The following is a 14,705-nucleotide window of genomic DNA, read 5'->3' as shown; positions in this document are numbered from 1 at the left end:
CAAAGTTCTACTAATCAAATTTTGATTTTTCGGTTGTTTTTGGCCAAGAATTATTCGATGTATCAATATCGGCTGTTTCTTGCTTTGGATCGACTACAATTTTAGTAATGGCTTTTTTTGTGGCGAAAGTTCTTATGACTTCTTTGTCATTCATTCTCCAAATCTGAGCCGGAAAATAATGGTTCTCCGTCGTGCCGTCTTCAAAAGTAATTTCGACAATAATTGGCATCACCAATCCGCCGGGTTTGTCAAAAGTAACTTGGTAAAAGTACTTCGGTTCATTTAATTTGGCTTTCTCTTCAGCGGTGAATTGTTTGTTTACATAATCATCCAAAGCTTGAAAATCCTGAATTTTGAAAGGTTTATTCAATTCTGGTTTAAAATCTTCACTTCCTTCGGCAATCATATAAACCATGGCACCGTTTCTTGAATCACGACGACGTCTGGTCTTTAAAAAATCGCTGACTTCTTTCGAAGCTTCATTGGACACAAAATATTTTTTAACTTCTTTAATACCGATATCAGTATAATCAGTAGTATAAAACCAACCTCTCCAAAACCAATCTAAATCGACTGCTGAAGCGTCTTCCATTGTTCTGAAAAAGTCTTCCGGTGTTGGATGTTTGAATTTCCAACGATTCGCATACGTTTTAAATGCATAATCAAATAAATCGTGGCCCATAATCGTTTCGCGCAAGATATTTAAGGCTGTTGCCGGTTTTCCGTAAGCGTTATTTCCAAATTGACGCAAACTCTCTGAATTGGTCATAATCGGCTCTAGACCGGTTTGGTCACCGCTCATGTAAGGGATAATATTTTTGGCCGGACCACGACGCGTTGGGAAATTAGGATCAAATGATTTTTCAGCTAAATATTCCATAAATGAATTCAAACCTTCATCCATCCATGTCCATTGACGCTCGTCGGAATTGACAATCATTGGAAAGAAATTATGTCCCACTTCGTGACAAATCACCCCTAACATGCCGTATTTAGTTTGGTCGGAATATTTCCCATTTTCATCAGGACGACCATAATTCCAACAAATCATTGGGTATTCCATACCTTGGTCTCTAGCGTTGATTGACACTGCTTTTGGATAAGGATAATCGAAAGTATAATAGGAATAACTCTTAAGTGTATGCGCCACAATTCGGGTAGAATATTCACCCCAAAGCGGATTGCCTTCTTTTGGATACAACGAAATTGCCATAGAAGTCGTGCTGCCTGTTTTTACCGCCATTGCATCATAAATGAATTTTCTTGACGTTGAAATTCCAAAATCACGGACATTTTCAGCTTTGAATTTCCAGGTTTTCTTCTTGTCTGAAAACCCTTTTTCTGCGGCTTCGGCTTCGGCTTGGGTTACTACAACAATTGGTTTGTCAAAAGATTTTTCGGCTTCGGCATATCTTTTTAATTGTTCCGGCGTAAAAACTTCACTTCTATTCATCAGTGAACCTGTCGCTTCCATAATATGATCGGCCGGAACGGTGATATTTACTTCATAATTTCCAAAAGTCAAAGCAAACTCGCCCGAACCCCAAAATTGCATATTTTGCCAGCCTTCAACATCGCTGTAAACCGCCATTCTTGGATAAAACTGAGCTAAAATATAAAGATTATTACCATCTTTTTCAAAATGCTCGTAACCCGAACGACCGCCATCAATAGTGTAATTATTAATATTGTACCACCATTTGATGGAGAAAGTAATTTTTTCTTTGTGTTTTAAAAGTTTAGGCAATTCAATACGCATCATCGTTTGGTTGATGGTATAATTCATCAGCTTTCCTTGCGCATCTTTTACATATTCGATTCTGAAGCCACCGTCAAAATCTTCTTCTAAATATTTTCTGGAAAAGGCTTGGGCCGAAATCGCCGGATCGGTTTTTTTATTTTCTACCAAAGGCGAATTGGAGTTTCTCGCTTTTTCGTTTTGGTCTAATTGAACCCACAAATAATCTAGAGATTCCTTAGCATTATTTGTGTAAGTAATGGTTTCTGAACCATACAACTTTTGGTTTTTGTCATCCAATTCTACATCGATTTTATAATCGGCTTGTTGCTGATAATATTCAGGTCCGGGCGCACCGGATGCTGTACGATACATATTGGGCGTTGCCAACAAATCATACATTTGCTTAAATTTATCCGGATTTCTTTCTTCTGATTTAGTAGTTTTTGGCGCTTCTTGTCCTTGGGCTAAACCCATAACAAACAACACTAACATTGATAAAACCTTAGTTTTAGGATTCATAGCCTTTTCTTTTAAGGTTATAAATGTATATAAATTTACTTTAAGGAATAAAACCGAAAATTATTTTAACATTCCTTTAGTGATTGCTGAAGACAATAAAAGGTTCTGCTTCTTGCCGTTATTGTTGAATTGAATAATATTTTGTTGCTCGGAATGCACATCAATAAGGATAGAATTTTCAACACCGAGCGAAGTAACTTTAGCAACATCTTTGATGCTTAAATAACAAATAACGACATTGGTTTCGACTTCACTACTCAAATAATTATAGGCTTTTGGTTTGCCATTTATGGAGAGCTTAAAATTTTCAGCAAGGTATTTTTTTAGCAAAACAACATCTTCAGGCGTTTCTTTTTCAGTGCCGATGTTGGTGTGTTTTTTATAGGCTTTGGTGACCGCATCATTCAAATCATCCATGAAAATTCTGGTGGTGATTTCAATCCTTTTTTTCTGAGGCACAAAATCTATTTGGTAAATTGACACGTAAAACCGATGCGAATCAGCCGAAGTAAGTCCGACAAAAATTAAAAACAAAAGAAATATTTTTAGTAATCTTTTCATATTATTCTTTCTCAGGCTTTAGCAAGGCTAAATAGTTAGTTGCCAATTCGCTCATCCTGAACTTTGACATCTCTTTATTTTTGTCATTAATTAATTCCATTAATTTTGAATCCTCAACCGCATAAAACAAAAAACCTTTTACATTCTCTTCAGGGATTTTTAATTTTTCGGTGAAATAGTTGGCTTCGAATTGGTTTTCGATTTTAATCATTAACAGCTCTTTTTTCTCTACTTCGAGTTCTTTTTTCAACATAGCCGTTCTTCCACTGATTGAATTGATTAACCCGTCAAAACTCATTCCGCCTAACGGAATTAACAATGGACTGTACCAATGGAATTCTTCTGCGGCGGCTAATCTTCTTTCGGCCGGAGTATATTTTTTAGCTGGTTTGTCTAAAATACCGAGCGACACGGCATTAATGTTTTTGTATTCTTTGATTTCAACTTCTGCCAACGCTATCACTTTTGGAATAAGTGTGGTTGCCAAAAGCTTTTTGGTTAAATCATCCTGCTGAATAACAATGTCCTTGGTTTCGGTTTGTAAACTTTTAAATCGAAGCGTATCACCTACTTTTACAAACATCGAATAATCTCCTATCTCATTGGTTGTTGTTGATGATTCTGAGCGAAGATTGAAAACATTTATTTGGTTGAGTTCTTTGATAGAACAAACAATTTTACCTTTCAGAAAAACCAATTCTGTAGATTGTGAAAATCCGATATTTTGAATACAAAAAAGTAAAATCAGTATCAGGTACTTCATTTTGGATTGTTTTTTATTACTATTCAAAAGTAGTAACTATTTATCTTCAACTTTCAATAGATCGATATATTTTACTGCTAACTCGGTTAAGATAAAGGTTGCCAACGTTCTATTTTTGGCATTTAGCGCTACAGAAAATTTTGTATCTTCAACCACATAATACCAAAATCCTTTGACATAATCCTCGGGTATTTTTAATTTTTGAATAAAATAATCAAGACCATATTGACTTTCTAATTTCTTGAGTAATGTTTCTTTTTGCTCAACTTCCAATTCTTTCTTAAGCAAACTTGTTCGTCCTGACATCCAATTAAACAAAGGGTCAAGACCTGCCGAAGCTCCACTAGAACCATCAGTATTTCCGGCTATATCGACACCTGAAGCTGTTTTTAATTTTCTTTCTGCCGGAGTATAATGTTTGGTGTTGGGAGAAATAATCCCGAGAGAAACAGCATTGATATTTTTGTATTGTTTGATGACTAATTCATCTAATTTGTTAATCATCGGTTCCAACTTCACTAAAAACAATTCGGAATTAAAATCCATTTCCGAAATTACTATTTTTTTGCCTTTTATTTGTAGCGCAGAAAACAGTAAAGTATCACCAACACTAACATTAATCGTGAAATACCCTTCTTTTTCAGTAGCCGTAGAAGTATCGCTACTCAAATTGATAATGTAAATTCCATCTAAATCAACAGACTCGCAAACCACTTTTCCCTTTACACTTTTTGTCTCAACATTTTGAGCATAAAAGGTATTAACGGTCAGAAGTAATAATACTATTTTAATAAAAAGTTTCATGTCAAGATTTAGATTTGGTAAAAATATCTTACCGCTATCCTAAATAAATGCCAACGTCTTGGTAATTTTTTGTTAAATAAAATTAGCAAAAACACTACTTTTGAGATTTGATATTAAGAGTAGGACGGCCAGTGGCGGTCAGGTAAAATGAATTAAAAATGAAAAAAGCAATTATAGCCAGCACATCAACGGTACACGGAGGAAGTTATTTAGACTATTTGTTGCCAACCTTGGAAAATCACTTCAAAGACTGTAGTGAAATCCTTTTTATTCCGTATGCCCGCCCGGGAGGAATTTCTCATGATGATTATACGGCGAATGTTCGTTTGGCTTTCGCCAAAATTAATAAGACTGTAAAAGGGTTACATGAATTTGAAAATCCTACAGCTGCGATTCAAAAAGCCCAAGGAATTTTTACCGGTGGTGGGAATACTTTTTTATTGGTTACCCAATTGTATCAAAATGATGTCATGGAAGTTTTAGCCAAAACGGTCGAAAACGGAACGCCTTACTTAGGTTCAAGCGCCGGAAGCAACATTACCGGTTTGACGATGCAAACAACGAATGACATGCCGATTATTTATCCGCCAAGTTTTAAAACTTTGGGATTGATTCCGTTTAATTTAAATCCGCATTATTTAGATCCGGATTTGAATAGCAAACACATGGGCGAAACCCGCGAAACGAGAATCAAAGAATTCCACGCCTTCAACACTACTCCGGTTTTAGGATTGCGAGAAGGTAGTTGGCTGGAAGTTACCGGTGAAAAGATAATTTTAAAAGGAAGTTTGACAGCAAGATTGTTTCAGCAGAATCAAACTCCGGAAGAATTAGCACCGGAAACAGATTTGGCTTATTTAAGAGAATAAAATTAAAACCACTCTTTTTTTTGCATAAAAAAACCTCTAACGTTAATTAGAGGTTTTAACTTAAGAGCGGAAGACGAGGCTCGAACTCGCGACAACCAGCTTGGAAGGCTGGAGCTCTACCAACTGAGCTACTTCCGCATTACTTCGCAAAGCACTTATTTAAATAAGATGTTCCGTGAACTTGTTTGCGAGTGCAAATATAAAGAATAAGTTTCTTTTGATGCAAATTTTTTTCAAGAAAAAAGCCAAAGATTTTTTTACGATTGATAAACCATAGAAAACCATTAAGTTATAAAAAACAACAATGTTAGATATTAGAAAAATTTCAGCCCAAGAAACTTTTTCCGTGCGCCATCCGGTGCTCCGAAAAGGAAAACCACTTGAAAGTTGTCACTTTGAAGGTGATGATTTCGTTTCAACACAACATTTTGGTTTGTATGAACTGGGTAAAATTGAAGGCGTAATTTCGCTTTTTGAAAATAACAACTCTCTTTTTGAAGATAAAGCCCAAAGCCAAATCAGAGGCATGGCGGTTTTAGAAAACAATCAGGGAAAAGGATTTGGACGTCTATTGGTTGAACATTCTGAAAAGATACTCGAGACTCAAAACGTGTCTTTAATTTGGTTCAATGCGCGTGAAAATGCAGTAGGATTTTACGAAAAAATGGGCTACGAAATCATTGGAAAACCTTTTGATATTCCTGATGTTGGTGTACATTATGTAATGTGGAAAAAACTAAGAAGCTAACTTGGAAACAATTTCTTGTTTGACCGCCGGATGGTAAATAAACAAACAAGATTTGTCTTTAATCACATTGATGATTTTCTGATTAAGTTCAACCGGAACAGCCGGACAACCTAAACTCCTACCCAATCTGCTGTGTTGCTTGATAAAAGACTCCGAAACATAGTCAGCGCCGTGCATTACTACGGCTCTTTCTCTGGCTTTGTCATTCAAACCTTTTTGCAAACCATCTAATTTCAAGGACATGCCGTGTTTGCCTTTGTAGATTTCAGCTGTGGCATAAAAACCAACACTGCTTTTAAAAGATTCGGCTTGATTAGAGAAAGCTTGGGCAAATTCTTCACCGGTATTTCTACCATGAGCCACTAAGGTTTGAAACAAAACAATATTTTTGTCTAAATCTATCACCCAAAGTCTTTTGGCATTGGAAGACAAACTAAAATCAACAATCGTAAGTATATTTTTTTGAATCAGTCCTTTTTCTTTAAGATGATTAAATCCGTCTAACGCCAGATTAAAGCTCTCAAAACTAGGCAACGCAAAAGAGTTAGCGTCTATTTGACTGTAAACAGATACATTTTCAGAAACCGTTTTTACGATTTTTTCAGGGCTTGCAATGGTCGGGTTTGTTTTGTCCGGTAAGCTGTTGAAAGACATCAACAACACAAAAAACAACAAAGAGAAGGTTTTATAATTCATTGATTGTTATAGGTTTAATATTAGACGTGGGTTGAGCAAATATATATTATATTTATATAAAACCAAATTATTTGACTTTTATTAAGCTAATTTTAATTTTCTTAATTCCATCTAAATCAATAGCTTTTAATGAGCTAAAGATTGTAAATATCAATTAAATAGTTATTTTTGTTTGTCTAACAAAATCATCAATGCCTAAATTTTCCTACTTATTTCTATATGTTTTTTTGCTTTTGTCCGGCCTGGTTTTTGGTCAAAAAAAAACGCTTCAAACCCGTTCTACTGATACCAAAATCACTATTGACGGTAAGTTTGATGAATTGGCTTGGAAGGATGCGGCCATTGCTACTGATTTTGTGATGATTGAACCTGACAATGGAAAACCTGCTCCCAATGAAAGAAGAACCGAAGTAAAAATAGTGTACGACAACACGGCTATTTATGTTGCCGCAACCTTGTATGATGACGAACCTCAAAAAATTTTAAAAGAGCTTACCTTAAGAGATGTTTTCGCTACCGCAGATCATTTTGGCGTTCTTCTGAATGGCTACAATGATGGGCAACAAGAGTTTCGCTTTTTTGTAAGTGCGTCTGGTGTTCAACAAGATGGTGTCTATACGGAAGCCAATGGAGAAGATTTTTCATGGGACGCTATTTGGGACAGTCATGTTGATGTGACCAATTTCGGATGGCGTGTTGAAATGAAAATACCTTATGCCGCATTGAGATTTCCATCGGAAAAAAAACAAACTTGGGGTATAAATTTTTACCGTGAAGTTCGCCGTTTCAGACAACAGTATTCTTGGTCAATGCTCGACAGAAAAATCGCAAACGAAAGTACACAAGCGGGTATTTTAGAAGGTATAGAAAATATTGAAACACCTACTCGATTATTCTTAATTCCGTATGCTTCACAATATTTGTATTCGAGTAAATCTCAAAAAACAGTGGGTGAATTTAAAGGCGGTATGGACATAAAATATGGCATCAACGATGCATTTACTTTAGACGCGATTTTAATACCTGATTTTGGACAAACAAAATTTGACAATGTCGAATTAAACCTCACCGCTTTCGAACAACAATTTAGCGAAAACCGACCTTTTTTTACCGAAGGAACAGATTTGTTCAGCAAAGGAAGTTTGCTTTACACGCGAAGAATTGGAGAAACTCCTGAAATTAACATAGCTGATAATGAAACCGTTATTGACCAACCCGGTTCCATAAGATTAATCAATGCTTTAAAAGTTTCCGGGAGAACCAAAAAAGGACTGGGAATCGGGGTTTTAAATGCTGTAACAGAGAATACCAGCATTTTAATCAAAAACAACGATACTGGAGAAACTCGAATTGAAAATATTGCGCCATTAGCCAATTACAATGTTTTTGTTTTAGACCAACGCTTCAGAAAAAACTCTTCTATTTCACTAATCAACACCAATGTAACTCGAAATGGAGAGTTCAGAGACGCTAATGTTTCTGCGTTGGTTTGGGATTTAAACACCAAGAAAAATACTTATAATTTATCGGGAGCTTTTAAATACAGCTATGTTAACAACATCTTTGATATTGAAGACAAAAAAGGAATTGCTGCTAATATTAATTTAGGAGAAACTAATGGCAATTACCGTTATAGCATTGGTAGTGTTTATGCTTCAAAAGACTTTGACAACAATGATTTGGGCATCAATTTTATGACACATTATCACGGTTTTTATATTAATTCAAACTATAGAACAGTTAATCCGAATAAAATATTCAATTCTTTTCAAGCCTTTCTTAACTCTTACACAGAATTTGACAACAGAACCGGAAGAATTCAAGCCGGAAACCTGAATTTATATTTTAATGCCTTCGACAAACAAAATGATTTTTATGGCTTTGGAATATACTCCAATCCTTTAAAAGTATACGATTTTTATGAGCCTAGATCTTTTGAAGAACAACGTTTTGTAGCTATTCCGAGAAACGTCAGGACTTACTTTTTATGGTCTACCAATTACAATCGAAAATTTGCCATTGATATTAATCCCTACCTAACTGTTTTTGATGAAAAAGACCGAAGGAATTATGGTGTTTCCATAAGTCCCAGATACCGTTTCAATGATCGTTTTTCCTTAATCTATGTTTTTAGCGCCAACAGGCAAAACAACAATGTTGGCTGGATTGATTTTGACACCGATGACAATACCATTTTCGCCAGAAGAAACAGAATTACGTATATCAATACCCTACAAGGTAAATATTCCATCAACAACAAGATGAACTTTAATTTAAATGTTCGCCATTATTGGTCGTATGTCACCAATCATGAAATCTTAACGCTAATGAATGACGGTAGCTATGTAAACAACGCGACTTATACTACCAATAAAAATTCAAACCTGAATTTATGGAATCTCGATCTTACCTATTCCTGGTGGTTTGCTCCCGGAAGTCAAGTGAGTATTTTATACCGAAACAACAGTTCTCTTTTCAGCAGAGAATTCAGTCGCCAATATGAAAGCAACCTCAACGATGTCCTCGACAGTGAAAACCTGAATCATGTTTTCTCTATTAGTATTCGCTATTTTATTGATTACAACTCGGTGAAAAATTCTCGCTTTTACAATTCGTTTACCAAACCCAAAACCAGAGAGCGCTTCTAAAAAACAAATTTTTAGCTTTATCTTTGTGGTTCAAAATTATACTCATGAACAAGAAAGTAATCCTGATGATTTTAGACGGTTGGGGAAAATCACCTGACCCCAAAGTATCCGCCATTGACAATGCCAATGTTCCGTTTATTAACGGCTTATATAAACAATACCCAAATGCTCAATTAAGAACTGACGGTCTAAACGTAGGTTTACCAGAAGGTCAAATGGGTAATTCCGAAGTCGGTCACATGAATCTTGGCGCCGGCCGAATCGTGTATCAGGATTTGGCCAAAATCAATTTGGCGGTAGAAAACAAAACTTTCAATAAAGAAAAATCCATCGCCGATGCTTTTCAATACGCTAAAGAATATGACAAAGCAGTGCATTTTCTCGGACTTGTTTCCGATGGCGGCGTACATTCTCACATCAATCATCTCAAAGGATTAGTGGATGCCGCTTATGATGGTGGACTTTCCAAAGTTTACATCCATGCTTTTACCGATGGTCGTGATGTTGATCCTAAATCAGGCGCGGGTTTTATCGCCGATATCGCCAATCATATTAAAGGCACATCGGTCAAACTGGCTACTGTAATTGGACGCTATTATGCCATGGATCGCGACAAACGTTGGGAACGTGTAAAGTTGGCTTATGATTTAATTGTAAACGGAAATGGTGCTCATTCCAAAAATGCTGTCAAAAGCATTCAGGAATACTATGCTAATAATGTGACCGATGAGTTTCTTCCGCCAATGGTAATGACCAATGAAAACGACGAACCGATTGCTACTATTAGAGAAGGCGATGTGGTTATTTTCTTCAACTTCCGAACAGATCGCGGCCGACAATTGACCGAAGTCCTTTCGCAAAAAGACCACCTCGATTTCAACATGCACAAAATGAATTTGTATTATGTTACAATGACCAATTATGATGATACTTTCAACAATATCTACAGAATTTTCGACAAAGACAATCTTAATGAAACTTTAGGCGAAGTATTAGAAAAACACCACAAAAAACAAATACGCATAGCCGAAACGGAGAAATATCCACACGTTACCTTTTTCTTTTCCGGTGGACGTGAAGAACCATTTGAAGGAGAAACCCGAATTTTAAGAAACTCTCCTAAAGTGGCCACTTATGATTTACAACCCGAAATGAGTGCTTTTGAATTAAAAGACGCTTTGGTTCCCGAATTGCAAAAAGGCGAAGTAGATTTCGTCTGTCTGAATTTTGCCAACGGCGATATGGTTGGACATACAGGTGTAATGGAAGCCGCCATCAAAGCTTGCGAAGCAGTAGATGTTTGCGTCAAAGAAGTAGTCGAAACGGCTTTAGCCAATGATTATACCACCATTATCATAGCCGATCACGGCAACTGCGAAACCATGATAAATCCTGATGGTTCACCAAACACCGCACACACGACAAATCCGGTGCCGATTATTATGGTTGATAAAGATCACATTAGAGTTCATGATGGTGTTTTGGGTGATTTGGCTCCGACTATTTTAGAACTCATGGGCATTCCAAAACCTGAGGTTATGACCGGAAAATCGCTTTTAGTTAGATTATAAAAAAGCCCTCGTTCGAGGGCTTTTTTATTTCAACAGTTCATAATAACTTCTTTCAATACTTTCCTGATGCGTTGGATGCGCAATTCGCACCATTTCGTTGAGTCTTTGTTTTAAAGTTTTGCCATACAAGTCAGCGATGCCGTTTTCGGTGATGATGTATTGCACGTGGGAACGGGTTGAGACAACACCGGCACCTTGCTTTAAATAAGGCACAATTCTGCTTTCGCCTCTTTTAGTTATGGATGGTAAGGCAATAATGGCTTTTCCACCTTCGCTTAAAGACGCGCCACGAATGAAATCCATTTGACCACCAACACCGGAATACATTTTAGCACCAATAGAATCGGCACAAACTTGTCCGGTAACATCTACTTCAATAGCAGAATTGATAGCTACCATTTTTGGATTTTTACGAATTCGAGCCGTATCGTTCACCATCGAAGATTCCTTCATTTCTATAAACGGATTGTCATTGACAAAGTCATACAAACGCTTGGAACCAATTAAGAAAGTGGCTAAAACTCTGCCGCGCAAGGTGCCTTTATAATTACAATTAATAACATCGCTCTCAATCAAATCGATCACGCCATCGGAAAACATTTCGGTGTGCAAACCTAAATCTTTGTGGTTAGTCAATTTACTTAATGCCGCATTCGGAATCGAGCCGATACCCATTTGCAAAGTACTTCGATCTTCAATTAATGAAGCGACATACTCACCTATTTTTTCTTCTTCTTTGGAAAAAGGGGTTGGCGCATGACCAAAAATAGGTTCGTTAACTTCTACCAAATAATCAATTTCAGACACATGAAGAATACCATCACCAAAAGTTCTCGGCATTTGCGGATTGACTTGGGCAATGACAATTTTGGCATTTTCAATCGCTGCCACAGTTGCTTCTACGGAAACCCCTAACGAACAATATCCGTGTTTATCGGGCAGCGAAACATGGATGAAAGCCACATCAATCAGCAATACCTTTTTGCGAAACAAATGCGGCAACTCACTCAAAAAAACCGGTGTGTAAGAACCGTTTCCGGCTGATAAAGTATGGCGAACATTGGCGCCAATAAAAAACGAATTCACATGAAAGCTATCTACCAACTCAGGGTTGGCATAAGGTGCCGGACCTTCTGTGTGCAAGTGACAAACCTCAACATTGCGAAGCTCTGAAGCTCTGTCGGCTAGTGCTTTGGTTAAAATGGTCGGTGTAGCAGCAGCCGCTTGAACGTAAACCCTATCGTTTGATTTTACTACTTTGACTGCTTCTGCAGCCGTAACATATTTGCTCATAACTTAAAATTTTGCTCAAAATTATATTGGAAACCTGTATAAAAATATGACATTTCTCATGAGACAACCATCAAATTATTATAAATAAAAGTTAAAATTTCATTTTCAATAGTATTACTATTATTTTTGCCTAAAATATTGTCAACATGAAATCTATACTTTCTAACATAAAAATTCAAGTAAACGAAAAGATTTACGTGAAAGACCCGGAAACTTCAACCCTTGGAAAGAAAATTATCCAAGAAAGCATCGTCCTGATTGACGAGATTGGATTTGAAGTTTTCACCTTTAAAAAACTGGGCGAAAGAATTAATTCCAATGAGAGTTCAATTTATCGCTATTTTGAAAGCAAACACAAACTTTTAGTTTACTTGTCCTCTTGGTATTGGGGATGGATGGAATACCGATTGGTGTTTTCTACTTCTAACATAGTCGACCCGATGGAGAAACTCAAAAGAGCCATAACCATGGTTACCGAAAAAATTGAAGACGATTCAAGCACGCTTCACATCAATGAATCGATTTTGAATAAAATCATCATTGCCGAATTTACCAAAACTTTTTTGACCAAAGAAGTGGATGAAGAAAACAGAGAAGGCTTCTTTTTAGTTTACAAAAGAGTGATTAACCGAATCATTGAAATTATTCAAGAAGTGAATCCGGAGTATGGTTATGCCAAAAGCCTCGCTTCTTCTATTGTAGAAGGCTCGCTCCACCAACACTTTTTAAAAGACCATTTGAAAACCATTACCAATTGTAACGAAAACAATTCACCAACTCAATTTTACATTGATTTGTCCCAAAAAACTTTAAGCAAATAACTATGGCACTAACTGCGTCTCAAAGATTAATCAACCTATTGAAACTAGACCGAAAAGACATTTCTCAGGTGTTTTTTTACGCCATTTTCGCCGGATTAGTGAGTTTGTCTCTACCATTGGGCATCCAAGCGATTATCAACCTCATTCAATCGGGTAGAGTAAGTGTTTCTTGGATCGTTTTGGTATTTATCGTTATTGCCGGAGTGGCATTGGTAGGGATTTTATCCTTAATGCAGTTACGTATCACAGAGAATTTGCAACAAAAAATATTTATCCGTTCCTCGTTTGAATTTGGTTTTCGCTTGCCTAGAATCAAAACCGATGCATTGCACAACCAATATCCACCCGAATTGGCCAACCGGTTTTTTGACACGTTAACCATACAAAAAGGCGCATCCAAATTATTGATTGACTTTTCTTCAGCGTTGTTACAAATTGCTTTCGGTATTATATTGCTGTCGCTTTATCATCCGTTTTTTATCTTCTTTGGCATTTTCCTGATTGTTTTATTGTATGTAATCTTTAGATTTTCTTATAATTCCGGTTTATCGAGCAGCTTAAAAGAATCTAAATACAAGTACAAAGTGGTGAGCTGGCTACAAGAAATGGCCCGAAACAATTTCAGTTTTAAAAAATCTTCCAACTTCGATTTTGCGTTGACTAAAAATGACCGATTGGTTTCAGAATACTTGGCTTATCGGGAAAGACATTTTGGCGTAATCAAAAGACAATTCACTCAATTGATTGTTTTTAAAATCATCATTACTGCCGGTTTACTATTGATTGGTGGTTATTTGGTATTGAACCAAAAAATGAATATCGGTCAGTTCGTAGCAGCAGAAATCATCATATTATTGGTCATCAATTCGGTAGAAAAAATCATTATCGGTTTAGAAACGCTTTATGATGTTTTGACAGCCGTGGAGAAAATTGGCCAGATAACCGATTTAGAAATTGAAGAAACTAGCACAAAGGCGGCAGATTACTGTTATACCAATATTCAATTGGCGGCAGAAAATCTGAGTTACAAATTTCCCGATGCCAATGATTATGTCTTGGAAAAAATAAACCTAACCATCGAACAATCAGAGAAAATATATTTAGAAGGATTAAACGGTTCCGGCAAAACAACACTGATTCGAATACTTTCCGGATTGTTACAACCTACTTCCGGTTCGTTATACATTAATGATGATACTTACCGAAAAATTGATTTGGAACAATACCGCTCACAAATCAGCACCATTATCATTGGTGAAACACCGTTTGAAGGGACAATTTTAGAAAACATCACTTTCAACAATCCGTTGATTTCTCAAGAAGATTTGAAATGGGCAATTGAAAGTGTGAACTTGGGTGATTTTATCAAGTCTTTACCCAAAGGTTTGGATACCAAAATTTATCCCGAAGGTAAACAACTGTCATCGTCAAATGCTCAAAAAGTTCTTTTGGCACGTAGCATTATCAACCGACCTAAAATTCTATTTTACGAAGATGCTTTAGATAAAATGGACACTGATGCCGCTGAGGAAGTTATCAATTTTATCACTTCTAAAGAGAACAAATGGACGTTAATCGTTTCTTCTAAAAATGAGTATTGGAAAGAAAAATGTTCACGTAAAATTACCATGAGCGAAGGAAAAATCATTAAAGACACCAAACAATAACTAA

General features: G+C 36.4%; 12 protein-coding genes and 1 tRNA gene. 6 read left to right on the top strand and 7 right to left on the bottom strand.

Annotated elements, in window-relative coordinates:
* Window positions 1–10 precede the first annotated feature (10 nt).
* Genes B3C16_RS14125 through B3C16_RS14110 form a run of 4 tightly spaced genes read right to left on the bottom strand, consistent with a single transcriptional unit; the run spans window position 11 to window position 4,388 of the window.
* Complete coding sequence (locus B3C16_RS14125; RefSeq protein ID WP_414655267.1) at window positions 11–2,260, bottom strand: M1 family metallopeptidase; 2,250 nt, start codon at window positions 2,258–2,260, stop codon at window positions 11–13.
* Between the two features lie 60 nt (window positions 2,261–2,320).
* Window positions 2,321–2,821 (bottom strand): DUF6702 family protein, encoded by a 501-nt coding sequence (locus B3C16_RS14120; protein WP_291132773.1) that lies wholly within the window; start codon window positions 2,819–2,821, stop codon window positions 2,321–2,323.
* A 1-nt stretch (window position 2,822) separates the two neighbouring features.
* A complete protein-coding gene (locus tag B3C16_RS14115) occupies window positions 2,823–3,584 on the bottom strand; it encodes a hypothetical protein (RefSeq protein ID WP_291132771.1) in 762 nt (253 codons plus the stop codon).
* Window positions 3,585–3,620: 36 nt separating this feature from the next.
* On the bottom strand, window positions 3,621–4,388 hold the full coding sequence (locus B3C16_RS14110; RefSeq protein WP_291132769.1) for a hypothetical protein: 768 nt from the start codon (window positions 4,386–4,388) through the stop codon (window positions 3,621–3,623).
* Window positions 4,389–4,546: 158 nt separating this feature from the next.
* Between B3C16_RS14110 and pepE the strand changes: the two genes are divergently transcribed.
* Complete coding sequence (gene pepE, locus B3C16_RS14105) at window positions 4,547–5,257, top strand: dipeptidase PepE (RefSeq protein WP_291132767.1); 711 nt, start codon at window positions 4,547–4,549, stop codon at window positions 5,255–5,257.
* A gap of 65 nt (window positions 5,258–5,322) precedes the next feature.
* On the opposite strand, the gene B3C16_RS14100 is transcribed toward pepE, so the two are convergent.
* A tRNA-Gly gene (locus B3C16_RS14100) sits at window positions 5,323–5,395 on the bottom strand.
* 166 nt (window positions 5,396–5,561) lie between these two features.
* Between B3C16_RS14100 and B3C16_RS14095 the strand changes: the two genes are divergently transcribed.
* A complete protein-coding gene (locus tag B3C16_RS14095; RefSeq protein ID WP_291132765.1) occupies window positions 5,562–6,005 on the top strand; it encodes a GNAT family N-acetyltransferase in 444 nt (147 codons plus the stop codon).
* Here the strand turns inward: B3C16_RS14095 and B3C16_RS14090 are convergent.
* Window positions 5,994–6,701, bottom strand: a complete 708-nt coding sequence (locus B3C16_RS14090) for a murein L,D-transpeptidase catalytic domain family protein (RefSeq protein WP_291132763.1) — start codon at window positions 6,699–6,701, stop codon at window positions 5,994–5,996. The two genes, B3C16_RS14095 and B3C16_RS14090, sit on opposite strands and share 12 nt — an antisense overlap.
* Before the next feature lie 191 nt (window positions 6,702–6,892).
* Here B3C16_RS14090 and B3C16_RS14085 point away from each other — a divergent pair, with 191 nt between their 5' ends.
* Together B3C16_RS14085 and gpmI are read left to right on the top strand one after the other, a co-directional pair.
* The gene (locus B3C16_RS14085) at window positions 6,893–9,349 is read left to right on the top strand and encodes a DUF5916 domain-containing protein (protein ID WP_291132761.1); all 2,457 of its coding nucleotides are present in this window, start codon (window positions 6,893–6,895) and stop codon (window positions 9,347–9,349) included.
* Between the two features lie 44 nt (window positions 9,350–9,393).
* Window positions 9,394–10,920, top strand: a complete 1,527-nt coding sequence (gpmI, locus tag B3C16_RS14080) for a 2,3-bisphosphoglycerate-independent phosphoglycerate mutase (RefSeq protein WP_121311838.1) — start codon at window positions 9,394–9,396, stop codon at window positions 10,918–10,920.
* A 24-nt stretch (window positions 10,921–10,944) separates the two neighbouring features.
* On the opposite strand, the gene B3C16_RS14075 is transcribed toward gpmI, so the two are convergent.
* Window positions 10,945–12,213 (bottom strand): acetyl-CoA hydrolase/transferase family protein, encoded by a 1,269-nt coding sequence (locus tag B3C16_RS14075; RefSeq protein WP_121311839.1) that lies wholly within the window; start codon window positions 12,211–12,213, stop codon window positions 10,945–10,947.
* A gap of 146 nt (window positions 12,214–12,359) precedes the next feature.
* On the opposite strand from B3C16_RS14075, the gene B3C16_RS14070 reads away from it, so the two are divergent.
* Both B3C16_RS14070 and B3C16_RS14065 read left to right on the top strand, forming a co-directional pair.
* Window positions 12,360–13,034, top strand: coding sequence for a TetR/AcrR family transcriptional regulator (locus B3C16_RS14070; protein ID WP_291132758.1), 675 nt, complete (start codon window positions 12,360–12,362; stop codon window positions 13,032–13,034).
* Between the two features lie 2 nt (window positions 13,035–13,036).
* Window positions 13,037–14,701, top strand: a complete 1,665-nt coding sequence (locus B3C16_RS14065; protein ID WP_121311841.1) for a peptidase domain-containing ABC transporter — start codon at window positions 13,037–13,039, stop codon at window positions 14,699–14,701.
* The last annotated feature ends 4 nt before the right edge of the window (window positions 14,702–14,705 follow it).

Source organism: Flavobacterium sp. UBA7682, from assembly GCF_002482945.1.
Taxonomy (GTDB): Bacteria; Bacteroidota; Bacteroidia; order Flavobacteriales; family Flavobacteriaceae; genus Flavobacterium.
The sequence above is the reverse complement of the archived record's forward strand: the minus strand, read 5'-3'. Positions and strand labels throughout refer to the sequence as shown.

What these genes read in the sequence shown, in the direction of transcription:
- pepE (WP_291132767.1), top strand. Translation starts at nt 4,547, where the DNA reads ATGAAAAAAGCAATTATAGCCAGCACATCAACGGTACACGGAGGAAGT.
- B3C16_RS14115 (WP_291132771.1), bottom strand. Translation starts at nt 3,584, where the DNA reads ATGAAGTACCTGATACTGATTTTACTTTTTTGTATTCAAAATATCGGA.
- B3C16_RS14065 (WP_121311841.1), top strand. Translation starts at nt 13,037, where the DNA reads ATGGCACTAACTGCGTCTCAAAGATTAATCAACCTATTGAAACTAGAC.
- B3C16_RS14090 (WP_291132763.1), bottom strand. Translation starts at nt 6,701, where the DNA reads ATGAATTATAAAACCTTCTCTTTGTTGTTTTTTGTGTTGTTGATGTCT.
- B3C16_RS14070 (WP_291132758.1), top strand. Translation starts at nt 12,360, where the DNA reads ATGAAATCTATACTTTCTAACATAAAAATTCAAGTAAACGAAAAGATT.
- B3C16_RS14075 (WP_121311839.1), bottom strand. Translation starts at nt 12,213, where the DNA reads ATGAGCAAATATGTTACGGCTGCAGAAGCAGTCAAAGTAGTAAAATCA.
- B3C16_RS14110 (WP_291132769.1), bottom strand. Translation starts at nt 4,388, where the DNA reads ATGAAACTTTTTATTAAAATAGTATTATTACTTCTGACCGTTAATACC.
- B3C16_RS14095 (WP_291132765.1), top strand. Translation starts at nt 5,562, where the DNA reads ATGTTAGATATTAGAAAAATTTCAGCCCAAGAAACTTTTTCCGTGCGC.
- B3C16_RS14085 (WP_291132761.1), top strand. Translation starts at nt 6,893, where the DNA reads ATGCCTAAATTTTCCTACTTATTTCTATATGTTTTTTTGCTTTTGTCC.
- gpmI (WP_121311838.1), top strand. Translation starts at nt 9,394, where the DNA reads ATGAACAAGAAAGTAATCCTGATGATTTTAGACGGTTGGGGAAAATCA.
- B3C16_RS14125 (WP_414655267.1), bottom strand. Translation starts at nt 2,260, where the DNA reads ATGAATCCTAAAACTAAGGTTTTATCAATGTTAGTGTTGTTTGTTATG.
- B3C16_RS14120 (WP_291132773.1), bottom strand. Translation starts at nt 2,821, where the DNA reads ATGAAAAGATTACTAAAAATATTTCTTTTGTTTTTAATTTTTGTCGGA.